The sequence below is a fragment of the Paenibacillus violae genome (assembly GCF_032461945.1).
GTDB lineage: Bacteria > Bacillota > Bacilli > Paenibacillales > NBRC-103111 > Paenibacillus_E > Paenibacillus_E violae.
The window spans coordinates 117,620-141,812 of record NZ_JAWCUD010000016.1 but is presented as its reverse complement, the minus strand read 5'-3'; the positions used below and the strand labels follow the sequence as shown (position 1 = coordinate 141,812).

General features: G+C 45.6%; 29 protein-coding genes. 1 reads left to right on the top strand and 28 read right to left on the bottom strand.

Translation table 11 applies throughout. The annotated features are described in order from the left end of the window. Nucleotides 1–2: 2 nt before the first annotated feature. The 12 genes from RQP52_RS32860 to RQP52_RS32805 all read right to left on the bottom strand — a co-directional run bounded on the left by RQP52_RS32860 (nt 3) and on the right by RQP52_RS32805 (nt 8,064). Nucleotides 3–344: a BMC domain-containing protein gene (locus RQP52_RS32860; protein WP_145668689.1), complete on the bottom strand. Its 342-nt coding sequence runs from the start codon at nt 342–344 to the stop codon at nt 3–5. Next, nucleotides 320–628, bottom strand: coding sequence for a EutN/CcmL family microcompartment protein (locus RQP52_RS32855; RefSeq protein ID WP_315955743.1), 309 nt, complete (start codon nt 626–628; stop codon nt 320–322). Before RQP52_RS32855 ends, RQP52_RS32860 begins: the two co-directional genes overlap by 25 nt. A 6-nt stretch (nt 629–634) precedes the next feature. After that, nucleotides 635–1,486 carry a hypothetical protein gene (locus tag RQP52_RS32850; protein ID WP_315955742.1) on the bottom strand — a complete coding sequence of 284 codons (852 nt, stop codon included), beginning with the start codon at nt 1,484–1,486 and terminating at the stop codon, nt 635–637. Then, a complete protein-coding gene (gene pduL, locus RQP52_RS32845) occupies nt 1,487–2,248 on the bottom strand; it encodes a phosphate propanoyltransferase (protein ID WP_315955741.1) in 762 nt (253 codons plus the stop codon). It lies immediately after the preceding gene. 3 nt (nt 2,249–2,251) lie between these two features. Beyond that, a complete protein-coding gene (locus RQP52_RS32840) occupies nt 2,252–2,539 on the bottom strand; it encodes a BMC domain-containing protein (protein WP_127455654.1) in 288 nt (95 codons plus the stop codon). A 26-nt stretch (nt 2,540–2,565) separates the two neighbouring features. Next, a complete protein-coding gene (locus RQP52_RS32835) occupies nt 2,566–4,065 on the bottom strand; it encodes an acetaldehyde dehydrogenase (acetylating) (protein ID WP_315955740.1) in 1,500 nt (499 codons plus the stop codon). Next, the gene (locus RQP52_RS32830) at nt 4,062–4,577 is read right to left on the bottom strand and encodes a BMC domain-containing protein (RefSeq protein ID WP_315955739.1); all 516 of its coding nucleotides are present in this window, start codon (nt 4,575–4,577) and stop codon (nt 4,062–4,064) included. The genes RQP52_RS32835 and RQP52_RS32830 overlap by 4 nt, the downstream gene beginning before the upstream one ends. Before the next feature lie 16 nt (nt 4,578–4,593). Then, entirely contained in the window at nt 4,594–5,259 is a 666-nt protein-coding gene (gene eutL, locus RQP52_RS32825) for an ethanolamine utilization microcompartment protein EutL (RefSeq protein WP_315955738.1), read from the bottom strand. 169 nt (nt 5,260–5,428) lie between these two features. Continuing rightward, a complete protein-coding gene (locus tag RQP52_RS32820) occupies nt 5,429–5,809 on the bottom strand; it encodes an iron chaperone (protein WP_315955737.1) in 381 nt (126 codons plus the stop codon). A gap of 120 nt (nt 5,810–5,929) precedes the next feature. Beyond that, nucleotides 5,930–6,067: a Fic family protein gene (locus RQP52_RS32815; protein ID WP_315955736.1), complete on the bottom strand. Its 138-nt coding sequence runs from the start codon at nt 6,065–6,067 to the stop codon at nt 5,930–5,932. Nucleotides 6,068–6,193: 126 nt separating this feature from the next. Further along, nucleotides 6,194–7,063, bottom strand: a complete 870-nt coding sequence (locus tag RQP52_RS32810; protein ID WP_127455643.1) for an NAD-dependent epimerase/dehydratase family protein — start codon at nt 7,061–7,063, stop codon at nt 6,194–6,196. Nucleotides 7,064–7,092: 29 nt separating this feature from the next. Then, nucleotides 7,093–8,064 (bottom strand): aldo/keto reductase, encoded by a 972-nt coding sequence (locus RQP52_RS32805; RefSeq protein ID WP_315955735.1) that lies wholly within the window; start codon nt 8,062–8,064, stop codon nt 7,093–7,095. A 198-nt stretch (nt 8,065–8,262) separates the two neighbouring features. On the opposite strand from RQP52_RS32805, the gene RQP52_RS32800 reads away from it, so the two are divergent. After that, nucleotides 8,263–8,955, top strand: a complete 693-nt coding sequence (locus RQP52_RS32800; protein ID WP_394358183.1) for a YHYH domain-containing protein — start codon at nt 8,263–8,265, stop codon at nt 8,953–8,955. A 67-nt stretch (nt 8,956–9,022) separates the two neighbouring features. On the opposite strand, the gene RQP52_RS32795 is transcribed toward RQP52_RS32800, so the two are convergent. The 16 genes from RQP52_RS32795 to RQP52_RS32720 all read right to left on the bottom strand — a co-directional run bounded on the left by RQP52_RS32795 (nt 9,023) and on the right by RQP52_RS32720 (nt 24,048). Further along, nucleotides 9,023–9,367 carry a DUF805 domain-containing protein gene (locus tag RQP52_RS32795; RefSeq protein WP_315955734.1) on the bottom strand — a complete coding sequence of 115 codons (345 nt, stop codon included), beginning with the start codon at nt 9,365–9,367 and terminating at the stop codon, nt 9,023–9,025. A gap of 383 nt (nt 9,368–9,750) precedes the next feature. Beyond that, entirely contained in the window at nt 9,751–10,122 is a 372-nt protein-coding gene (locus RQP52_RS32790; RefSeq protein ID WP_315955733.1) for a hypothetical protein, read from the bottom strand. 60 nt (nt 10,123–10,182) lie between these two features. Then, a complete protein-coding gene (locus tag RQP52_RS32785; RefSeq protein ID WP_315955732.1) occupies nt 10,183–10,902 on the bottom strand; it encodes a hypothetical protein in 720 nt (239 codons plus the stop codon). After that, complete coding sequence (locus RQP52_RS32780; protein WP_315955731.1) at nt 10,817–11,335, bottom strand: hypothetical protein; 519 nt, start codon at nt 11,333–11,335, stop codon at nt 10,817–10,819. Before RQP52_RS32780 ends, RQP52_RS32785 begins: the two co-directional genes overlap by 86 nt. A gap of 68 nt (nt 11,336–11,403) precedes the next feature. Next, a complete protein-coding gene (locus RQP52_RS32775) occupies nt 11,404–12,507 on the bottom strand; it encodes a slipin family protein (RefSeq protein ID WP_315955730.1) in 1,104 nt (367 codons plus the stop codon). A 682-nt stretch (nt 12,508–13,189) separates the two neighbouring features. Beyond that, nucleotides 13,190–14,479, bottom strand: coding sequence for a protoporphyrinogen/coproporphyrinogen oxidase (locus RQP52_RS32770; RefSeq protein WP_315955729.1), 1,290 nt, complete (start codon nt 14,477–14,479; stop codon nt 13,190–13,192). A 17-nt stretch (nt 14,480–14,496) separates the two neighbouring features. Continuing rightward, the gene (locus RQP52_RS32765; RefSeq protein WP_315955728.1) at nt 14,497–15,615 is read right to left on the bottom strand and encodes a glycosyltransferase family 4 protein; all 1,119 of its coding nucleotides are present in this window, start codon (nt 15,613–15,615) and stop codon (nt 14,497–14,499) included. Nucleotides 15,616–15,633: 18 nt separating this feature from the next. Next, nucleotides 15,634–16,635, bottom strand: a complete 1,002-nt coding sequence (locus RQP52_RS32760; RefSeq protein ID WP_315955727.1) for a glycosyltransferase family 4 protein — start codon at nt 16,633–16,635, stop codon at nt 15,634–15,636. A gap of 215 nt (nt 16,636–16,850) precedes the next feature. Next, on the bottom strand, nt 16,851–18,482 hold the full coding sequence (locus tag RQP52_RS32755) for a GTP-binding protein (RefSeq protein WP_315955726.1): 1,632 nt from the start codon (nt 18,480–18,482) through the stop codon (nt 16,851–16,853). Nucleotide 18,483: 1 nt separating this feature from the next. After that, nucleotides 18,484–19,407 (bottom strand): sulfate adenylyltransferase subunit CysD, encoded by a 924-nt coding sequence (gene cysD, locus RQP52_RS32750; RefSeq protein WP_315955725.1) that lies wholly within the window; start codon nt 19,405–19,407, stop codon nt 18,484–18,486. Nucleotides 19,408–19,613: 206 nt separating this feature from the next. After that, entirely contained in the window at nt 19,614–20,207 is a 594-nt protein-coding gene (locus tag RQP52_RS32745; RefSeq protein WP_315955724.1) for a hypothetical protein, read from the bottom strand. 81 nt (nt 20,208–20,288) lie between these two features. After that, nucleotides 20,289–21,116 (bottom strand): protein-glutamine gamma-glutamyltransferase, encoded by an 828-nt coding sequence (locus RQP52_RS32740; RefSeq protein ID WP_315955723.1) that lies wholly within the window; start codon nt 21,114–21,116, stop codon nt 20,289–20,291. A 332-nt stretch (nt 21,117–21,448) separates the two neighbouring features. Beyond that, nucleotides 21,449–22,075 (bottom strand): CPBP family intramembrane glutamic endopeptidase, encoded by a 627-nt coding sequence (locus tag RQP52_RS32735; protein WP_315955722.1) that lies wholly within the window; start codon nt 22,073–22,075, stop codon nt 21,449–21,451. Between the two features lie 63 nt (nt 22,076–22,138). Next, a complete protein-coding gene (locus RQP52_RS32730) occupies nt 22,139–22,900 on the bottom strand; it encodes a stalk domain-containing protein (RefSeq protein WP_394358184.1) in 762 nt (253 codons plus the stop codon). 125 nt (nt 22,901–23,025) lie between these two features. After that, complete coding sequence (locus RQP52_RS32725) at nt 23,026–23,631, bottom strand: leucine-rich repeat domain-containing protein (RefSeq protein ID WP_315955720.1); 606 nt, start codon at nt 23,629–23,631, stop codon at nt 23,026–23,028. A 162-nt stretch (nt 23,632–23,793) separates the two neighbouring features. Further along, entirely contained in the window at nt 23,794–24,048 is a 255-nt protein-coding gene (locus RQP52_RS32720; protein ID WP_315955719.1) for a helix-turn-helix domain-containing protein, read from the bottom strand. Nucleotides 24,049–24,193: the final 145 nt, after the last annotated feature.

The following is a 24,193-nucleotide window of genomic DNA, read 5'->3' as shown; positions in this document are numbered from 1 at the left end:
CGTTATGACCTCGTGATCGGTGCCGTCGAAAATTTTAACTTTTCGAGCAAAAACACATTCACAGCCGCAATCGCCATCTCCACAGCTGCGACTTCACCCGTGAGCACCAGCGAGCCAGTGAACCGGTCCAAGTAGCCGATGCCGACGTCGGCTGCTTTGGTCGCAATGTCCGCTGCGATGATGGCTGTCTCCGTTGGGGTCAGTGTAAGAATGCCAATCGCACTGCGCTCCTCGATGCCGAGTTTCGTATACAAAACCGGGTCCGGATTGGCAATGACATGAGCCAGTGTCAACTGCTTGCCGGGGACATATTCCTGAATCACTCTCTGTTTGTGCTCTTCCATGCTTCCTCCTCGGCTTCCTTCGCGACCTCGAAGCTATCGACAATGCCGACGATCATCGCATCGATGGGCACCATTTTATCCTTAAACAAGGTTCGGGCTGGACTTCCCCGGGATACGATCACACGTTCGCCAACCCCTGCTCCGATGCGGTCTGCGGCGATAATTGGCGTACCCGCTTCGCTATCTTTGAAATCCATCGGCTGGATCACAAGCAGCTTTAAGTTGTCCATGCCTGTTTCCTTTTGCGTAGCCCATACACTGCCAATGACTTTCCCGTAAAACATAGGACCTCACCTTTCGGCCAAATATTCGATCGTGATGCCTTTATCCTGCAGCATGTCTTGCGCTAGGGCGGAAATGATTGTTTTTCTGCCAATTTGCAAGGAGCGGAACGGATGATTTCTTAGCTCTCGTGTGACCCATTCTGCGGAGACCAGCTTTCCTTCGTAGACGATGGCTGAGGATGCGGGAGTGGGTTCGGGTGGGGCGGGCAGGGCAGCCTCAGCTTTGGAAGCTTCTGGAGTTTCATGAGTTTCAGGAACTTCCCGATTTTCAAAGATTTCAGGGCGTATTTTGCTCACGGCTTTCTCGGCAAGCTGTTTACTGGGGGCGAACTCGACGCCGTACATTTGAAGCTCCATTTTGTAATAATCAAAAAGATTGCGATACGGGGTGGGCAGCGTCAGCGTTTGGAGCGTCCGGCGGTCCGCCTTTTTCAATCCTGAGATATCCTCACCGATGAGAACGAATTTATTTTGAACCAGCGTAGAAAAAATGATCTCCGAGACGATCGTCCCTTTCATGCCAAGGGCTGCTCTCGCTGCATTATCCAGATCAATTTCCGGAATCACGATGCCTTCATACGCAAGCGGCACCTCTATGGGAGCTGGAGCGAATTCGTCAGAGGCAATGGTTTGACCTCGCCCAGCGCATTCGATCTTATGCTTGCCGAGCCAGCAGGAGGCTTCGCCGTCCAGGAACATTAGATCATGATCAATGCCGTGAATATTTAATGCGATAAAATGATCGGTGAAAGCTTCATGCGCCGTACTGTCGTAAAACAGGTAAAGCACCTTCGGCCTTTTGGCCTGCTGGTTCAAAATCTCACGAACGATCGCTTCGACCATTTGCTTGATCTCCACCTAGCGCAGCCTCCTTTCGGCATTCTTAGGGATGATCTGGACCGTGTCCCCTGTCGTTAAATGGGCTGCATTCGCCTCATCCCGGTCGATATGGAAATCCAGCGAATACTGCGGGCTCACCCTCACTATCACATCGGCAAAAATGACGGGGCGCTCCCCCATCGCTTGCACCAGAATGCGGTCCCCGTTGTTTAGTCGCAAGATCTGGGCTTCGTCCGGGGATGCATGTACGTGATTTTTGGCGATAATCAGCCCTTCGGGTAAGGCGACACTCCCCTTTGGGCCAACTAACGTAATCCCCGGTGTGCCTGCAAGATTGCCGGATAAACGAATCGGCGGATGAACGCCGAGCTCGAATCCGTCTGTGCGCGAGATTTCCACTTGAGTCAAACCACGTGAGGGTCCCAGGATGCGGACGTTAGACAGGCTGCCGTGCGGGCCCTTGAGTGTCACTGTTTCCACGGCGGCAAATTGCCCTTTCTGGGACAGCTCGCGCAAAGGCGTCAGCTGGTAACCTTCGCCGAACAACATATCGATATGATGAGGTGCGAGGTGCACATGCCTGTTGGAGACGCCAACAGGTAGGAGGTTCAAAGACAGGGTGCCGGATGACTGGGATGCCAGACGCTGCAAAGGAATTCCTCGCTCCTTCAGGAAATCGGCAGCTGCGGGGGTCAGCTTATCCCCCTCTGTAACTGGAAAAGGATTCGCCAAACCTTTGATCAGCTGTGTGCGCAGATACGTTTCCGTAATGAGCGCCATCTTTTACCCTTCAAGCTTAGGAAGAATGAACTCAATATCGGAGTGCGGACGGGGAATCACATGCACCGAAACCAACTCCCCTACCTTCTCCGCAGCGGCTGCGCCTGCATCCGTGGCGGCTTTGACTGCACCGACATCTCCCCTGACCATCACTGTCACTAACCCGCCGCCTACATGCACTTTCCCGACCAGCCTGACATTCGCCGCCTTCACCATCGCATCCGCCGCTTCAATTGAACCTACCAAACCTTTCGTTTCCACTAAACCTAATGCGGCCAATTCTCCTGCCATTGCTATCTCCTCCTTGGATGATTGGATTAAGACAATTGCATATCGGTAAGGACTTTTCTGATGATCTGAGCAACTTCCTCACGCGTAATGCCCAGCTGATTGGTCTTGATTAGTCCTTCCGCCACCTGGCTGGCGACTTGACTAGGATTCGTCTTTACAGACTCCTCAGGCACGGGCATCTCCTTGATGCCGAAGGCAACCCGCTTGATGTTCAGCAAATGCTGCGGCCCAATATTGTCCGTTGTAATGTTATTGCCAAACGTCCCGCAGCCCAGTGTCATGGAGGGGAAGATACCCGTCGTGGCACCAATGCCGCCGAACGTTGTTCCCGTGTTAACGACAATACGCGATGCCGGCTTTTCCAAACCGAAAGCTTCAATAACCGCTTGGTCCTCAGCGTGAATGCCGAGCGTATGGCCTAAACCACCGAGCGATAACAGCTGAATGCACCTTTGGCAGCCTTCCTGCCAATCGTTCACTGTATATAAAGCAAGCACAGGGCAAAGCTTCTCCATGGAAAAAGGGTAGTCGTGCCCAACCTCCGTCTCTTCTGCGATTAACATTTGCGCGCTATCCGGGACGTCGATGCCTGCTTTGGCCGCTATGGCCTGTGGTGATTGGCCAACAATTTGCGGATTCATCCCTTTCGTGGTCATCAGGATAGAGGCTATCTTATGCTTTTCGTGTTTATTGAGGAAATAAGCTCCACGTCGTTGTAATTCTTGGATAAAGTGCGGCTTGATGGCTTCATCCACAACAAGCGCTTGCTCTGAAGCGCAGATCGTGCCGTAGTCGAACGTTTTACTCTGCAAAATGTGGTTCACCGCGCTTGGGATGTTCGCACTCCGGTGGATGTACACCGGCACATTGCCAGGCCCGACACCGTAGGCGGGTTTGCCGGAGCTGTAAGCAGCCTTCACCATGGCGGTTCCGCCTGTGGCCAAGATGAGATCCGTCAGCTTATGCCGCATCAGCTCCCCACTCGCCTCCAAAGTAGGATGCGAGAGGCAATGAATGAGCCCCGGCGGAGCTCCCGCACGCTCTGCTGCAGCCCACATGACGGCAGCTGACTCTTGCGAGCAGCGAAGTGCCGATGGATGCGGGGAGATGACGATCGCGTTGCGTGCTTTCAGCGCGATCAGGCATTTGAACAGCACCGTCGAAGTTGGGTTCGTTGAGGGAATGATTGCCGCGATGGTGCCGACGGGCTGGGCGATTTCCCAGACCTGCTTTGTGTTATCCTTGCGGATGATACCCACCGTTTGCATGTCCTTTATCGCTGCATAGATATCCCTCGCGACGAACAGATTCTTCGCCTTTTTATCGGCGACTTTCCCGAAGCCGGTCTCGTGGACGGCCATAGCGCCAAGCCGCTCAGCTTGCTGCTCAGCCGCTTCAGCCATGGCGGAAACGATCGCATCGATTTGTGATTGCGTCATTTTTTCCAGGAGCTTCTGAGCCGCCTTCGCCTCTTGCAGGTAATTGCGAACCTCCTGAATCGCTTGCAAATCGCTGTCCAGCTTCATGTCGGCCGCTCTCCTTCTTCAGCGGACAGCTCCGAGAAAAGCCGGACTAGCTCCGCTTTGCTAACCAGCTGAATATCTCGTCCGGCCAGCGGGAACTTCGGCATGTTTTGGGCGAGCTCTCTGAGCTGGGCGACGGTCATTTTGCTCCAGTTCGGTGTAGTTGCAGGAGGCTCTTCTGGCTTGGGTGCTTCTGGTGCTTCTAATGAAGAGGCTTTGGGCTGCTCCCGCTTTTGGACACTCTGCAGCATCGTGTAAACCGAAGGATCAGGACGCGGGATCACCTGTGTGCCGAGCAGCTTGCCGACCCGCTTCGCCTCGTCTGCCCCTGCATCTACAGCCGCTTTGACCGCTGCCACATCGCCCCAGATATACACAGTTACAATGCCGGCATCCACCTTCTCATACATCGTGACCTTTACATCCGCCGTTTTTGCTGCAGCGTCGGCGGCAGCGATTAATGCGGGCAAGCCATATGTTTCGATCATGCCCAAGGCTAGCTTTTGTTGAATCATTACGGACACCTGCCTCTTACTGGCCTATTTTCTTCGGTTCTCTAGCGATGCTTCGAACAGCCTCCGCGAATGCTTCAGCCGCTGCCATACAGGCCGACTGACTGCCTGTCAGCAATCCTCCCGCAAAGTTCGTCTCTGTCGGCGGGCCGTAGAATTTGCACAGGCGCACATCGGCGGCTTTGAGTGCGGCATCCAGGGCGTAGACGGCTTCTAATGGAGGAGCAATTAAGTAAGCCAGCGGCTCGCCTTCCCGGATCTCCGCTTCTTTGGAGAGATACGAGCCTGTGCGGGAGATCACATGCGCATAGTACGCGTGGGTGGCGTCGGCATTCAGCGCGTAGAAGCAGGCGCCGCTCTCCATCACTTGGATAGCGGCATCCAGCCCGCTTCGCACTTCGTCCGGCGAGGCGCCGCCGATGATGCCGATGAATTCACCGGACAGCGGCCCCGACGCATGCCCTGATCCGGCATAGAACGAGCGGGCATACACCACTTCTACCGCTACGTTCTTCGTTGCTTCATCGATGGCGGTGAAACCTACATCGTCGATGGTTGAAGTCAGCAGGCCGAGGCTGCGGATACCCGGCTTCAGCTCCAGCTTCTGCGCGAGCCCGGCGTCGACGTTCGGGATGATCCGGACGGCGAGCGGTATAGCGCGTATCGGTTTCTCGTTAAGGGGCACTCCCTTCACCTCTCCGCCTTAGTTGAAAGCAAAAAGGTGCCCCGGTTCGGAGAACGCTCGACGTTCTTGGACCTGAGGCACCTTTGCCTGTTTTATGCTTTTGTTAATGGATATGCGGTGAGCGGGTGGGATATGCTAGCATGGCCATAGAAATCACAAATAAAAACATTCACTTCTTTTTCTTGCTCTTCGCCTTCTCCAAATTCCGAGCAACCCTGTACTTCACGATCCGGCTGATCAATTCATAAGGTATCGGCTTTCCGAGTGGAAATTGCAGAGTTCCTTTTGACGCATGATATTCTGCGACCTCATCTTGGAATTGGGTAATTCCGTCCGGTGCCGGATAAAATCCGATATGATTTTTAAAAGCTGCAAAATGCACCAAATTCCCGTGCTGCTCAAAGGTAGGCATCGCGTAACTGATTTTTTCCTTGGCATCCGGGGCGGATTCTTTAATGACTTCTCGCAGCTTTTGCAGAATCTCCTGAATCTCCGGCGAAAAAGCTGCGATGTACTCATCGATGGATGTGTACGTGATTTTTTCTTTCATAGGTTCTCCTTCAGGTCATTTGACCGTACCAATATATCTCTGCAAACTTTCTCGACGCACCCTGCAATTAGTTGTACGAATGGCGCTTGGTCACCGCTTATGCTTGCTAATTCTAAGGTCTCATAGTACTTCATTTGCTGCTTTGACGATAGCTGGCGGAAATCCGAATTTCATTAAAATTAAATTCATCAATAGGCTCGCCGTACGTCCATTTCCATCCGAAAAAGGGTGAATATAAACAAACCGGACTATTACCATTATATCACGGTAGGAAGAGCTTAAGACGGTGCTTGGTTGAAAATGTTCGATCGTAAAGCCTACTCCCTACAACAAAAAAAGCAACCAATCCCTAAGGATTGGCCGCTTCTCATTTCTGCTTCTCCATTACTGCTCCATCAGTTTAATTTGTGGCTCCCAGCCCAATAATCTTTTCGCCTTCGCGTTGGAAATGAGAGATGTTCTTCCCTCTAACGGGGAGCGAATTTCTTTCACGCCAGGCAAGTACTTCGCCACTAAATCCAGCGTTGGCCGATTCGATGAGCTATCATCTGCTGCAATGATAAGCGCCTCCGCGCCAAGCCCATCGACCTCAATGGCTTTAAGACAAGCAGTAGCTACGTCCCTTGCATCGATGTAAGACCACAGGATACGCAAACGCGCGTCCGTATTATCGAAATTAGCTTTCAGCTGCTCGTAACTCTCGGGCACCAGAATGTTGCCTAAGCGGAAACTGACCACCTGCATCCCGGTACGCCGATTGAACGCCTGCGCAGTCACTTCATTCACCACTTTGGACAAGCCATAGCTGTCTTCCGGCAACTGAGGGTGATCTTCATCGATGGGTAAATACTGAGGCTCGAAAAACTCACTGGCAAAACAAATGCCATACGAGGACTCACTCGACGCAAGCACGACTTTCTTGACCCCCAAGTTCGCCGCCGCCTCCAATATATTGTAGGTGCTCATCACATTATTACGGAAACATACCTCATTCGTATGTGTGTAGGCTTGAGGGATAGCGGCAAAATGCACAATACCCTCGACCTCTTTCCGATTGCCAGTACTGAATTGCGATATCGCATTATGTACTTGACCCAAATCATTGAGATCAGTAATAATCGTCCGGCAAATCGGTTCCGCTGGAGCTTTCACGTCCAAATTAATGACATCATAATTATTTTCCACAAAATGTTTTAAAATCCACTGGCCCGCCTTACCGCTGCCGCCAGTTACAATGATCCTCTTTTTGTCCATGAACCCTAAATCCTCCTCGTTATGTCTAATCAACCTCTATAGAAATCCCGAATCCAACGATGCGCTTTCAGCTTTTCCACTTGTTCCTTGGTCAGTCCCTGTCCGTCACCAACACGCATATTTGCTTCCACGTTGCGAACAGAGCGCATACCCGGAATGACCGTTGACACAGCAGGATGGCTTAGCACATACCGCAGTGCGATTTCCGGCATTTGCTCAACAGAAATATCCAGATCAGCTGTAATCTTCTGAACGCGATCATACACCTGCTGCTTGCGGTCACCCCGGAAATAGTTGTTGCGGAAATCACCTTCGCTAAACGTCGTGTCAGGTGTAATACGGCCCGTGAGACCGCCTTCATCCAGCGAAACTCTGACAATAACGCCTACATTGTGCGCTGCACAGGCAGGAAGCAGTTGATCCTCAGGACTTTGATCGAAAATGTTATAAATCACCTGCACCGTATCCACGAGCCCCGTTTCAATCAGCTTGAGCGCATTATTTGGTTGGTGATCGTTAATTGATATGCCGAAGTGTTGGATTTTGCCCTGCTCTTTCAGCTTGCGGACCCCTTCCAGCCAGTCTCCCTGTCCCACCCACTCGTCCGACCAGACGTGGAACTGCTGCACATCAATCGTCTCTAGACCTAGATTGCGCAGACTTTGCTCTGTACTTGCTATGACATGCTCCGCCGTAAAAGTCTCCTCCACAGGTACGCCATCGCGTGCCGGCCATTGTCTGTTTTTCGGAGGGATTTTGGTAGCGACATAAATCGGCTTGTCATGGGCTTTCACCACTTGTCCGACAAGTCGTTCACTGTGGCCGTCGCCATAGCCCAAAGCTGTATCAATAAAGTTCAACCCCAGCTCAATCGAGCGATTTAGCGCTTGAATGGATTCCTCGTCGGAAGCGCCGATCCAAGCCGTTTTACCGATTCCCCATGCGCCGTATCCGATTTCCGATATCTGCAGTCCCGTTTTTCCAAGAGTTCTAACGTTCATCTTCCGTCCTCCATCCACTGATTTACTTACACTTGTTATTATACAGGCAAAGGAAAAGCTGCATAAGAACTGAAAAAGTTGTCAGTTAGTTACTTTGGCGTAAGTGGGGGGTTGAGTGAAAAATAATATTTGATAATGATAGAAAAATCTGGTATTATCACCTAGGCAAAAAATACTATATTTAGGAGATGAACAGTGGTGAAGTTTAGGCATTTGGGACTACTATTATTATCATTCATTTTAATAACAACTTTCTCACAATCCGCTTATGCACATTCAGGTAGAACGGACGCAAACGGAGGGCATAATTGTTCAGCCAGCTCCAAGGCCAAAGGATTATGTACGGGCTACCACTATCACAATGGTGGATCTTCCTCCGGTAGCAGTTCATCATCAACATCATCTGGTGGGTCAACTTCCAGTACTAAATCGGCAGCAACTCCAGTAGAAACCGTTCCAAGTGGGTATGTCAAAGTTGAAAAGCCAACATACACGATTAACGTAAATGGCACTTCAATCACCAACTCATCCCTTAAATATCCTGTCATCTCATATAAGGACATTACGTATTTTCCAATGACCTTTAAATTTACTCAAGCACTTGCACTAGAAACAGTATGGGACGCTGAAACTGGATTCGTCATTCGAAAAACTTCCAATAAGGCGAGAAAGCTTGAATTGGATTACGGAACTACAAGTTCAAACATGTATGCTAGTCAACCAGATTTTAATATCTATGTGAATGATGCTTGGATTGATAATGGTTCCGAGGAATACCCGTTATTGGTATTAAACGATGTAACCTATTTTCCAATGACATGGCATTATGCTGTTGATGAACTGGGTTTAGCTATAAAGTTTGAAAACAACACTTTTTATATTTCTAAATAAACGAAACGCCAAATAAACCCCATCCGCTAAGGATGGGGTTGTGTTTTTGCATCGCTCCACTTGCTTATTACCGCTTAGGGTTAAGACCATATTGGTTCTCATTAGGATCACTGTCTTGGCAGTAAAATACGATAAGAATAATAGCACCGATAAGTGGGATTAAACCAATCAAAATCCACCAACCACTTCTCCCGGTATCATGAAGCCTCCGGAATGCAACGGCTAAGGACGGCAATAGGACGGCTAAGGAGTAGAGGCCAGTCAATACATTTGTAATCCCCAATAAGGATTCCAATATGGCAAGGATGATGGAGATAATCAGATTAAAAAGCACAAACATCCAGTACTCCTTGCGTTGAGCCCTACCTGAGAATCCAACGTAGTTTTTCAACACTTTTGAATACCATTCCATGTATCTTCCTCCTTCATATTCACCAACTTGGATTAATAAAAAGGCTTCCCTTGTTGCAATCTCCTTCGCATTTTTATGTAATTATTTGATCTCGTAAAGACTCTGCCCCCCTTTGGAATGTTTGCATTCTCCCACTCCACCTCCCCGAACAAAGCCTAGTCATTCCATGCTCCAAATAATGCTATGCCCTTATATGTATTTGGGTGGGGGTTGTCTTAATGATTAAAAAATGGGTATTATTGGATCAAATTATGTAAACAGCTTATTGCATGCTCTCTAGATAAATAAAAAAATCCCCACATCACAATAACGCAAGGATTTCTTTCAGCTTATGCACAACAACGATAGCTACCTTTATTGTTTTATACTTGCTTTTAACGTGATTAAAGCCCTTTATCTTTCAGAAGCTTATGAACCCGTTCTTTGACAGAGTCATCAGGTTCTATCTCCGACAAATGATTAACCGCATTAATAACCCGCTCATCCCAAGCGGTAACATGCCATCCCTCTAACGCTTTGATCGCCATGTTTCGATTTCTGGTTACAGGACTGTTCAGACCCGTCAAGATTAATTCAACACCGATCCCTTCATACTGATCCAAACTCTGCAAAATGGTATCCAAATTCCGATGTGCCACATACTCCTGGCCAAACCCCATCTCATCGCCGGGGCCGGTAGCAATGTACTGAAGAGGAAGATGTTCAGTGGCGAACTGAACCAATTGCCGGATACGGTTAGGATCACTCGATTTCATGAGCTGAAAGTAATGAAAATCCTCCAGCGGATCTGCGGCAAGCTGGCCATACAGCGTTTCCTAAATATCCACACCAAGCTTATCCGCACATGCTGTACCATAGTATCGTTCCGATGAATTACCGGCGCTAACAGCGTGCGTTATAATGCTTACCCACCTGGCATTGCTAATTATTGATTCGCATGCATTCCTAATATCAGTTCTTACCTGTTCACTCCATCCCTCCGACATCCGCCGAGACCAATTCTTTTCATCCTGAGCCAAGAAGTCGCGAATGCTCCATAAGACAGACAAATGCTTAGCAGATGAGCCCATCTCCCGGGCGAGCCTCACGTAATCGGACACGACCTGCGGAGCATACTCGTAATCGTCAATATCCTCTGCAGGACCGCCGTTCAATAACGCCTCCATAATATCCGTCGCCCCATTAAACAATGCGCTATCCACCGAATTGGCTGAGAGCGCCTCCCGCAATCCGCCATTCCTCGCACAAATGCAAGCTAAATATTCATTCATAACGCTGTTTTGGCAGCCTTGGCGCAGCAGCCAGTCTTTAATCTCCTTCGTAGTCGGCTCGAGTCTTTCGACAAGATGAATTTTCCCCCACCCATGGACGTGCTTAGCTAGTTCAAATAGAACCTGGTTGCTATCCTCCATGCCATTCTGAATCGCAACCGCAGCATATAATGTAAATTCATCGTGCATCCCCAGTGTCAGCAACAGTTCCTTCACTTGCTCGTTCTGGAAAAGGCCCAGCAGCGCAATTCCGAATTTCGACATTGCGGTGTGCCCCATTTTCGGCGAACCATTTTGCCTCTTTGAATAAGGCATCAGGCTTTATGCCCGGCTGCTTACGCAACGCTTCTAAAATGGAATCAATTTGGCTGCTAATATCCGTCTTCACAAGCTTAGTATATAGGGCCTTTCTAATTGAATTCTTTGAATTTCTTGATTGCTTCGCCAGAAGGTGGACTAACTCGTCCGTCTCGTCCGTCATCTGACCTGGCCTCGCATGGTGCCCGAAAGCCCCATCCAGGCCGCCCGCTACCCATCTCAACTTACTTCCGGACCAAAATTCTTCGTCATCCGGCAGGGACCCTCCTACGGTTTCGCCTTGCTCCTTAATGAATGAATAAATGGAGGTTTTGCCTTCCCAGAGAGGTCGAGCGATTTTACTAAGAAATGTAACCATCGTTATCATCACCTTTTTCATATACTTCTTTCTGCTCGGACGGAACAACATCAAATCTCTGATCCTGCCCCGCCGCTTGCACTTAGCTATTACTTAGCTCCCCCAACAAGCGAATTCAGCTGTTCCAGCAGATTGTCTCTGCCAGTGAGCGAAATCGTCCCGATTTTATCACAAATTTTCTCGAGAAATTCAAGCTCCTTTAAGCGGAACAGGGTCTGATTCTCGTCCATCAACTTAGCTGTGTTAAGCAGACTACGAGTAGAAGCCGTTTCTTCACGACGTGTAATCAAGTTTGCTTGAGCTTTCTTCTCTGCTAACAGCACTGTGTTAAGTATCTCTTTGATATCCCCAGGCAGAATAATATCCTTTACACCGGCAGAAAAAAATTTGACGCCGTATTCCTCACTCTTTTCGTTCAGACGCGATAGTACGAATGCCGCTATCTCTTGCTTCATCCGCAACAGGTCGTCAAGCTTCAATGTCCCGACATATTCACGCAGAATAAGCTGCAATAGAATATAAACCTGATCTTCAAAAGCCTTGATCTCTAGTGCGCGCAGCGGATTGATAATCTTGTACTGGCAGACAAAATTTAAGCGAAGCGTTACCTTATCCTCCGTCATCATTTCCTGACCGGTCATATCCAGTTGCTGCAGCCGTAGATCCACGGTTTTTATCGATGCGATTACAGGTCCCTTCCAGAAGTAATATTTTCCAGGGGCAAGCTCCTTCTGCATGACATTGTTATAAAACAGCATTCCTATCTCGTGGCTGGCCACTTCGGAAACATAAAGATATCCGGCAACTTTCGCAAATATAGCTCTATCTATGTCTGCACCAACCTCTGGTTGGCGAATGTCGACTCGGGTAAAGTCATGCTTTTTCAACGCATTCCAGAAAGCGTATTTACCTGCTGTCATAAGCGATACGAACTTTCCATCCTCGTAATGAAGCACGTACTCATGATCCTGAACATTGATAACCGTAATCTCCTCAAGCAACCGTTCATCTTGAAGAAATAAGTTCAGATCCTTTCCCTGCACGACAAATGGTTTAGTAACATTCAACAACACAATTTCATCATCTGAAAATGGAGCTAATCGATAAACACCTGGCTGCAAGTGCTTCACATAACTGCCTTTCTTAAACAATAATCCTCGTTCGTCAGCCTTAACGATCATTTTTTTAAACATATATATCTCCTCATTTCATGGGAACTTTGCGGTGTGTTGTGACCTTATATGAGGAAATCCCCCTGAGTCGGAAGCGGAGCCAGCTTAAGGTTGGAAAATCGTTACCTACGCACGAAACTTTCTGATGGTGATGTCGGCATCCATTCCAGCCCGTGCTCACTCATCTTGCCGTTACGTGGTCTTGTACTTTTTTTCTCATCCGGTATCCACAGGCTGCAAAGCTGCTTCATCAGTGCCTACCCGAAGGAGGCTGGGGATTCCCGCTAACAGGTCTAATAGAGTTTTCATCGCTCGATGGGAAGTCGAGTATTCTACCAGAATCGCTCGTTACGCGATTGGGGAATCGAACCCCAAATAGTGGTTTCTTACCGATCCGATCGTACAGGATACCGCAGCATACGATGCACGGCACTGCGGGATATTTCGATATCCCCGCCTCGTTACGACCGTCCGAATAAGAAACAATGTAAGCCTTACAGGTTCTATCTTCGCTTATTTTTCAATTAGCGAACATGGCGAAAGTATTACGATGACGCAAAAGTTTTCCATTTTAGCCCAATAGTTCTCTTGTCGCCTGTTGCAAGTCAGGAGTTTCGGCTAATGGGAAATTGTCTCCTTGAGCACCAAAGTAATTAAAAAATCCCACTGCCACTATGACAGAGGGATTTATTCTATTAAGGCTCTAACGAACCCCTAACATATCTCTGAAATTGGATACTGCATCCAACTCCTCAGCTAAAGTAATGGCCTGCTGCATATCTTCGTGCTGACTGGACCAATGCCAACTTCCGTACCTGCCAATGCTGTAAATACCATGCCGCCGCAAGTAACTTTGGATATGAGCAGTTACCTTACTATTCGGTAAACAATAATTATGCTCCAAGTAGATTGGCCTCAAGGTAATGATATCCCTCTCATCCTCAATCATACCGATATCCATAAGGTCCTTTATAACATGCGGAACCAAGTTCAGAGCCTCTTTTTGGTTCTGAAAATACAGCGGTGAACATTCCACATACATAGAACTGTAGCCTTCCGGTGCCATTTTAGACTCAACGTTACTATAGAATCCGATTCTGTAAAAACGGTACTTAAGATCAGGTATGTAAACCCAGCTTTTGTTTACATGCATCGGGTTTCTCTTAACGCCTAAGTTGAGAATGAGCCCTTTGCTCGATTGCAATTGCTGGGACAAATAGACAATGTCACGATCAACATCGGTAATCATATCGATCAATTTAGGCAGAGGCATCGTTGATACAATGGTTTTCCAAGGAGATGCCTGATTATTTATGGTGATGGTTTGTTTATGTAAATTTATCGATTGGACATGGGAATTAAAGTGGATTTGCTTATTTTGAGCCAAATGCAAAGGAATAGCTGACGCCCCTAATTCACCTCTCGGATAGTAAAAATAATGATTATACCCCTCGATGCTCTGATTCGTGCGAACATTTCTGACCTCTTCATATTGGCCGATTTGAATTTGAGATAAATTCGGTACCCCAAACATTTTCACGTTGTAATCTCTGAAGAAACACTCAAACAAAGTAGGACCATAAGAATGGAGCAGCATGTCCGAATAATTCAGATAGCCACGGCTCTTCGTTGCCGCTTCGCTGGTAATTGCAGTTAATTCATATTCAATCTGATCGACCAAACGATGATCGGGATGTGCTTTGTAACTCTGCTGAATTGGAAAATCAAACCACTTGTTATCCCAATAAACGAATGCTTGGCGTACATGTTTCTCGAGAGGAAGGTCATCCAGTAATTGCATGACTTTCGGTGCGTTCTGAAGATGGAACCAATGTCCGCCTATATCGAAGGTAAATTTGCCGACAGCTGTATGAACATGATACGAAGACGCTTTTCCCCCTAGCTCCGGAGCGCTCTCCAATACCTTTCCACGTCCCAATGCCGATGCAAAAGCTAATCCGGTCACCCCGGCTCCAATTATGTACATGGACATGTGTCCCCCCTTTTTAATCAAATCTGTATCATGTCTCTTACTTTTCCGATTACTTTATGGACATCGTACTTAGTCTCAGCCAACTCTCTGCTATTTGTCCCCATGACCTCTGCCAGTTGCGGATTCAAGATAAATCGTTCCATCGCTGCGGCAAGTGCTCCCCCATTCTTTACAGGGACTATCATTCCGTTAAATCCTTGAATGACTGTCTCACGGCAACCAGGTACGTCAGTCGTTATTATTGGCAGTCCCATTGCCATGGCTTCCAGTGTAGATTTGGGGGTGCCCTCGCGATAGGAAGGTAGGACGAAAATATTCGAATCTCTTAAGTAAGGGCGCACGTCGGCTGCCTCCCCCAGATAATTGACCACTCCCTCCTCCATCCACTTCGCAACTTGCGTCTTGCTGATCGCACTCGGATTCGAATCAAATGGTCCTAAGAGGGACAATTTTACAGCCGGATACTTAGCCTTTAAAATCCTCGCCGCCTCGATGTATTCGTAGATTCCTTTGTCCTTAATAATTCTTGCGATTAGTATAAAAGTTAATGGGACTTGGCTTATGACTGGGCGATTTCCGGTCATTGTAAATTTATCGAGATTAACGCCTGAACCATTCACGATGGTCGTATTGTTCCTCTTGATTAAACCAAGCTGTTTAAATAAACGTAGGTCATCCGGGTTCTCGAAGAAGGCCCTTTCACAATGTTGAAAAGCAAAGCGATACAAAAAGCTGACAAGAGGTAGCAGCAGCCGCTGTTTCCATGTGCGTCCTGTAAACAAATAGCCTAAGCCTGTGACCGTCACGAAGACTCTTCTACTTCTTGCCATTCGGGCAGCCAGAGCGCCATAAAGTATAGGCTTAATTGAGTAGCAGCAAAGGATATCGGGACGCTCCTCCCGTAAAATCCGGGTCAAATAGTAAACACTTCGTATGTCGTAAAACGGATTTATGCCTGTATTTTTTATTGGAATCCGAATACATCTCACACCTATGGCAGTCAAAGCGACCTCCGCATCAGTATCTGGAGCCACTGCCGTTACACGATGCCCATCTTGCACCAACGATTCAATAAGATCCCAGTAAAAATTCAAGTAACACTTGGCATAAGGAACGATGAACAACATTTTAGCCATCTGGTCTGACTCCTCAAGTTAAGCTTTGTTTATTTTAACCTGGCTTAATCTATGTGCAGCAAAAAATACAAACGCAAGAGTGAGCGCCACAAAACCGTATGTAAAATAGTGAAAAAATAAAATCAAAAAACCTATAGCGCCAAAGGCGACAGAGCAGACGTAAGTCAGAATCACCGTACTTTTGACCGAAAATCCCATCCTAATAAGCCTTAAGGCAAAATGATCCTGACTTCCTAACAGCGGAGACTTCCCTGCTTTTATTCGAAGTATCGATACAAAGAACAATTCAAAAAGCGGTATTCCCAAAATCAACATCGGTACGATGAAATGATGATTAAGCTGTTGACCTTTGGCCCAATGAGCTACCGTACAGGCAAGCAAGAAGCCCAGCAGTAAACTTCCGGTATCACCCATGTAGATCTTGGCGGGTTTAAAATTGAAAATTAGAAATCCCAGACAAGATCCAGATACAACTATCATTAAGGTACTGTGGAATGGATCTCCCGCTAGTAGAAGTAACAGCGCAAGAAACAAGGAGCATATAGCAGCAATTCCCGCGGCGAGACCGTCCATGATATCGATTAAATTGAAAGCATTTGATAGGCCTGCAACCCAAATCAATGTAAGTGCCATATTTAAATACCAATGATCAAACAGCGAAAAGCTAATTCCATGAAACCAAACGATGTAAGCCGCTAACAATTGTAAGCCTAGCTTTATCTTAGGTGTCATTCCCTTCATATCGTCAATTAACCCGATTAATAAAATGATAAATGTGCCTAACAATAAACCACGCTGCTGAGCGTTTACCATTAGGATTAAATCTCCTTTGAAGATAGCCATAGAAATGACTATTGCAGCGAAAATTGCTACTCCACCTAAATAGGGAACGGGTTCTCTGTGCTTTTTCAAATCGGTATTAGGGGAATCAACAATATTTAGTTTCTTTGCAATGACTCTCGCAATTGGCGTCAATATCACGCATATTAGGGCTGCTAGAAAGAAGATGATTAGTTGCATAGCATTCTCTCCGTTAAATCAGTTTTGTTACTAATTGTTCTTAATAAAGAACGACATGTACTGTTTATACTACCATATCTTTACAGAGAAATAAATCCTTATCAGATAAACGCGAAAAAAGTAGGCATGTGAAAAAATAAAATATCCCTATATCATCACATTGCACAATGATATAGGGATCCTATTTGTCATTAACTTTTTTATTCCACGATTAGCTACGAATTAATCAAAAACCGAACAACCCGCTTCACAACACTCGAAGCCTCTTCAATCGAATTGCTTGAATCAACTTCCATCAGCTCTTCGCCAATGATGTCTCTCACGGTTGCTTGGTCATTGTCAGTCTGATTCACGACCAAGGCGATAAGTCCCGCATCGTTCATCAATTTGGCAACTTCCGCGATTCGTAGGGGCGATTCTCCACGGCTATTCTCAAGTAACATCGTATGGTAGCCTGTCGATACCAAACGTTTCTCGACTTCCTTAGCCAGAGCTAGGTTATCTGAAACTGAACCGCTGAACCAGAGGGTTAAAGGCTTCTGTCCTTTTTGCTCAGCACGAACATTTCTGGTAACTTCCGCATCTAAACGTACAACGCTGTCGGAACTTTGCAAGGCTTGTTCAATTACTCCGCAAGCGGATGTCATGTTGGTAACACGATCGATCAGGATAAATCCGCCGATGCTTTTATATTGTTCAAAAGAATCAAAAACAATGTCATCCGATAAGGAAAATTCACATTTTGCCACTTCGTTTTTGACAATTTGATCGGCTGGAACCGTATTTCCTGTGTTGATATCGATTTTATGCGTAATGGCTGTCACGGTACCTGGCAGGATTTTCGTTCCTACTTTGACCAAATAATTTTTACCCGGAGTCAGTACGGAGTCATCCATCCACAGAATCGTCGCGGTAAAACGATCAGCCTCTTTGATTTCACTGTCTTTCGTGAATACGCAACCCCGAGAAACGTCGACTTCACGATCCAACTGGATCGTTACGGGTTGTCCAACATAAGCGGATTCCCTATCTTTGTCTGTCACTAAGATGCGTTTGACTTTCGCTTTCTCACGACTCGGCAGAATCGTCAACTCATCATCGACCGCGATACTGCCAGCCTCAATCTGGCCTTGGAAACCGCGGAACGTATGGTCCGGTCGGCATACACGCTGGATCGGCATCATGAATTGTTTCGTGTCATTCGTTTCAAGAACATCCACATTTTCTAAGTAAGATAATAAAGGAAGGCCCTCATACCAAGGAGTATGTTGTGATTTCTTCGTAATGTTATCCCCTTCTGTTGCCGAAACAGGGATCACTTCTATGCTTTGGAAATGAAACTCACCAGCTGTTTGGAAGAACTCGTCTTTGATCTGTTCAAATATCTTTTGTTCAAAATGAACTAAATCCATTTTATTCACAGCTAAAACAAGATGTTTAATACCCATAAGTGCGCAAATGCGAGTATGGCGTTTGGTTTGAGTAATGATCCCTTTGGTTGCATCCACAAGAATGACGGCAAGATCCGCAAAGGAAGCCCCTACTGCCATGTTACGTGTATACTCTTCGTGCCCCGGTGTGTCCGCTACAATGAAGGAACGGTGATCCGTCGTAAAATATCGATAAGCGACATCAATCGTAATCCCTTGTTCACGCTCAGCCAATAATCCATCAAGAAGCAAGGAATAGTCAATTTTGCCGCCGCGGCTGCCAAGTCTGCTGTCGAGTTCTAGCGCTTTTTCCTGATCGGCGAACAAAAGCTTTGCCTCATATAGCATATGCCCAATTAGAGTGGATTTCCCGTCGTCCACACTTCCGCATGTAATAAATTTAAGCAGACTTTTCATATTAGAAATAACCCTCCCGTTTGCGTCTTTCCATACTTCCCGCCGCTTCTTGGTCAATAACCCGGGTTGTCCGTTCGGATGAAACCGCACCAAGCGTTTCTTCAATAATGGCATCCAGCGAATCCGCTTCCGACTCAGCCCCACCAGTAAGAGGATAGCAGCCTAATGTGCGGAATCGCATCTTCTTCATTTCAATTTTCTCGTGCGGCTCCAACTTCATGCGATCATCATCCACCATAATGAGATGTCCGTCGCGTTCGATAACAGGTCTTTCTTGGGCAAAATAGAGCGGCACAATATCAATATTCTCTCTGCGAATGTACTGCCAGATATCTTTTTCCGTCCAGTTGGATATTGGGAATACGCGAATGCTTTCACCTTTATTAATTCTCGTGTTAAAAAGTTTCCACATTTCTGGGCGTTGGTTCTTCGGATCCCAGGCATGGTTCTTATTGCGGAAGGAGAAAATTCGCTCTTTCGCACGCGACTTCTCCTCGTCACGTCTGCCGCCGCCGAACGCAGCCGTAAATCCGTACTTGTCCAATCCCTGCTTCAGGGCTTGGGTCTTCATAATATCCGTATAGGCGGAACCGTGATCAAAAGGGTTAATCCCTTGTTCAATCCCCTCTTGATTGGAGTGAACGATCATCTTGATTCCGAACTCTTTCGCCTTGCGGTCGCGGAACTCGATCATCTCTTTGAACTTCCACGTTGTATCAATGTGCATGAAAGGAAACGGCGGCTTTTCAGGATAAAAAGCTTTGAGCGCCAAATGCAGCATCACGGAACTATCCTTCCCGATCGAATACAGCATCACGGGATTTTCACATTCCGCGGCTACTTCTCGGATAATATAAATCGCTTCAGCTTCGAGTTGATCCAGATGCGTCATTTCTTGTATGGAATCAAGCATCAGTTTTTGCATGGAAAGGTGCCTCCTTTTAATTCTTACTAAATCCATCGGTATTTCTTATATACTATCAGATCCTAGCTTTTATGCAAAGTGGAAGAAAGTGAAAATCTCTATATTTCTATCATTTTTCTCGAATCGTGTCGGAACAAGTGATTTGCGAATAGGAAAAACCCCAGATGCCTAAGCCTCTAGGGTCCATTTTAAATTCGGCGACCGTATTACTGGTTTTGTGTAGGCGGATAATGTTGTTGATTTTGCCCAGTGTGGTGATGTTGCCAAGTGTTGTGATGCTGGCCCGTGTGATGTTGCTGGCCTTGCTGTCCGGTATGTTGATGGTGCTGAACATGGTGTTGAAGGTGATGCATGGGATGATGATGCATATAAGCATGGTAAGGATGTGCAACATAGGCAACGTAATGATGTTGCGGATGGTAAGCCGCATGATGCATGGGATGATAAACATGGTGTGGGTGATAAGCATAATGATGCTGTGGATGGTAGACGTGATGAGGCTGGACATGGTGAGCTTGAGCTTGTGAGTGATGGGCTTGCGTTGGAACATGACCTACTGGCGCTACGATAGGTTGTTGATAAATCGGGAGGTTATCTCCGGACCATTGTGGAACTTGTTGTACAGGTTGAACTTGTGGAATCGGCAGAACTGGCTGAGCTTGTTGAATGGGTTGAATCGGTTGAGCTGGTGTAACGGGTTGGGTTGGTTGCACAGGTTGAGCTTTTTGGAGTTTCTCGTTTCTTGTTCCAGCTTGATAAATAGGGAGGCTATCTTCCGCACGCAGACTGTCTTTTGGCATTTTCTTTCCCCTTCCTGAAGTAGGCATACGTCATCCTATGCATCGTTTCGTTATTAGGATATATGTCTATAGAAAATGGGCTCATTTACCCAGCGTCGTGAAAAGTACAGCCTTACGGACATAAATCCAGTCTCCTATTTTCGTAATAATGGGCTTCTCCGATAATGGATGCTGAAATTCTGCGAAGTAGGAGAAATCAGGATGAACATAACGATCCGTCAGAAATGCTGATTTTGTACTGCCAGGCATCCTGTATTTATTTAGGACATTAATGACTTCTTCCCCAGATGCAATTCCGAGGCCATGACCATGTCCATAATAAAGATCGTTTTCCAGCAACACGACGTTCTCCCCCTTCCACCAGGGAAGCAGCTCTTCAACTTCGGGATTTTCAAAATAAAGTACATCCCCCATCACAGCCTCCTCGTTATTGAATCGGTCGATGAGGTTCAATTTGCCATTGGAATGCCAATCAAATAATAAAAGACCCGCAAATAAACGGTCGAATTGACCAGGGTCTATGGAGTTTAACAGGGCATTATACATAACAACGATGACAGCCATTGAACACTCGAACCCGTAGGAACCGCCATTTTCAAATATATCCCTTATCGCGTCTCGCGGCGCAACTCCACGATTCAACTGGAACCTGCCTTCACTCGTTAAGTGCCAATAGGTCGGGTTGCACAGCGTTTTTTGGAACCCTGCAAAATAGACACCGGCTCTACTCAGCTCCTTCGCCGACTCCATAATTTGCGTTCGCATGTGCAGCTCAAAAAGCAAATCATGAATAGAGTCATACCGATACTCATAAGGACTGGCCTGCTTCTTTTGGAAAATGGCTAGCTCCAGCTCAGACAGCGTACCTTCTCCAAAGGAGATATAGTTGATACCTTCGATTACGATCATGGACTTCTCCTCATAAATGAAGTAAGTGTGATTCACCTATTTTTATATGTGGAGATTCCGGGTTATGTGAATCATGTGTAGCATACGTAACATGCGTAGAAATAAAGGATAAGGAGCAACCCAACGCATACTAAAGTATTTTCAAAACGACCAGTCATGCTCTTGAATTTATAGCGGATCAATAGCCTAATAATAAAGTTGAATACGATCATAATAAGGATTAGAGGGAACCATACATTAATTAATTCCATTTGACCCTCCTTCAATTTGCCAAACTGACCCTCAAAGTACACTTCCATCACGTTCCATGCAACTGAAACATCGCATAAATATCAAAAAATCCATGAACCAGAATAATAGGAATAATGCGCCTCTTTTTTAGCAAAATATATGGAGAAAATAAAAAATAGTAATCCGTTTAATATCGCGGGTACTGCACCTTGATATAAATGATAGGACGTCTGGATCAGCGTACTTGCAAGCACAGCGATCTCTTCCTTTTTAAAAAAGTGAAGAAACTCAGTTATTCCATATGCTCTAACGATTAACTCTTCAAAGAAAGGATTCACAATAATAAAAAGAAAATAAAACAGCGTGATGTTGCTTTTTAAGAATCCAATGTTCTCGGGCTCAGACCTTAAGTGTGGAACGAATAGAACCAATACAATTTCGAGCACATAAAAGCAGAGATATAGTAATAACGCGTGACCAATATCGGTAAATTTGAAGGCCCAGCCAAGTTCTTTAAAACTTCTCCCCTGGCTTTTAAGTGCCACTCTCAATAAGATTAATCCGAGAAGTTCCGTGATCAAGTTAAAGCCAAAACTTAAATTATTATCCCCTGTTCCGTTGGAAGGGTGAAATAGAAGATATGTTGAACTCATAATCGGCCATCCTACTGCAAAAAGCAATACAATAATTAAGCACATTAATCTTTTTCTTGCTTCAAAGTCTAGCATCTCAGTTCTCCTCGAGCTTCATTAACGGAATATAACAAGAAGTTGTTCTAACTTGGTACTTACTCAGTTTGTTGTAATTGAAACACTTTGGCTCATTTCATCCCAAATAACTTGTGCGCCAAGTGCCTCACTAACAAAACGGACAGGCACATAAGTGACCTCACCGATTAAATACGGGGCTACATCCAAAATTGCTTTTGAGCCATTTACTTCTGCATCTTTAGAGCCAATTTGAATGGAGACCCTCTTCTCTCCTTTACTTGCTGTAATTTTATATGTATTTTCATTCCAAGAAACAGAAGCTCCTAATAACTCGAAAATCTCCCTTAATGCAATCATGACACGCCCATCCTGGGTATAAAACTTATTTTTAACAACTTGTTCTGTTCCATTTATCCATAAGGGAATACAATCGAAAGAACAGTTTTGGTAAAAAACATCACCACTTTTTACAATAGTCCCGCCTTTTTGCATACTGTTAATGACTGGCTTAGACTTTTCATTTAGAGGATTTGCGGACACATCTGCCATTTCTAATGTACGGATTTGGGCAACTGGCTCTATATCTGTAATTTGGTTCTTGGATAACAGAAGACTTTGAAGTTTAGGCATCGTTGCCAGAGGAGAAACATCATTAATTTGATTATCTCTTAAATCTAAAACTCTGAAGAAACTTCCTGTAAAAGGTGTTAAGTCATGAATCTTATTTTTGGATAAATACAAGCAACCAATTTTCGTTAAACCCTTAAGTGGTGAGATGTCTTCAATTTGATTATTCGCAATTTCGAGTAGGGTGAGATTTGATAAAGTTGAAAGTGCAGCAATATCTTTGATTCCGTTTCCGGCTATCCTTAAGTTAACAAGCCCTCTTATTGAAGATAATGGGTTTAAATTCGTTAATTTATTGTTGTTAAGTTGGTTTGAAGCTATTGGAAGGCCTGCAAGCGGGATTAATTGTCATTAGCCATAAGGCGATCTAAAGATTTATACGAACTAATAGATGAAATATCCGATATCTGGTTTTCTTCAATATTTAAAAAGGTAATATCCTTCAAATTACCTAGTTTGCTTATGTCTTTTATTTTATTATGATTAATGCTCAATAATTGAAGCTTGGGTGACCTTGAAAGTACGCTAACGTCTTCAATGTCGTTGTGATTTACGGAAAGATCAGTTAAACTCGGCAGCGCGCCCAAGGAACTGATATCTTTTATTTTATTGCTTCCAAGAGCTAGTTTCGTTAACTTGGGCAAATTTGCAATTGGAGATACATCACTAATATTGTTATTTGCAAAGTATAGGCTATAGAGATTCGTTGCGTACTCAAGCCCTTTTAAACTCGACACCTTGATATCCTTTCTAGTCTGATAAAGAGTATCGAGCTTCTCAAGGTCTTCTACTGTTATATCGCCACTATATTTTTGAAGAACGTCACGGATAGCCACCTCGAGATTTGGATCCTCGACGAGCTTAGTTGTTTCAGCATGAGCTGTTGAAATAGATATAGCTGTAATACCTAGAAATGCAAGACTGAGTAACTTTATTTTAAATTTCAATATGTTTCGCCCCTTCTTAACTATTTAATTTATCACCAACTCTAATGACTTCGTCAGCATGTAGAATTCCCCTCTGACTTTGTTGAAATTTAATAAATGAAAAAACTAAAAAAGAAAGAAGCAGACCTTAGATGGTTGCTCCTATCATTCTCCGTTATAGCATTACTCATCTTCCTTCTCCTGAGTTTTACCCATTTTCTGTTTGCCTTTTTGAAAGATATATTCAATCAACTCCAACTTCAAGGTCTGTATTGCATCCTCTTTTGGCATCTTAATAAATTTAGCAAGGTATATAATTTCCTCCTCAAAATATTGCAAGATGATCTCGATACTTCCTTTATCACCCCCCTGAGCCTTCTGTAACAAATCTTCTAAAACCCTTGCCTTCTCATGGTCTCCAATCCTTTCTTTTTCCATTTACTCACCGCCTGTTGAGATATTTGAAGCTCGTTAGCTACCTCTCGTTCATTCAAACCATCTATGTAAATCCTTTTAATAATGTAGCGCCCCTTCTTGGATTGGATGCTTTCTATTAACTCAACAACGTAAATATTCAGGCTCC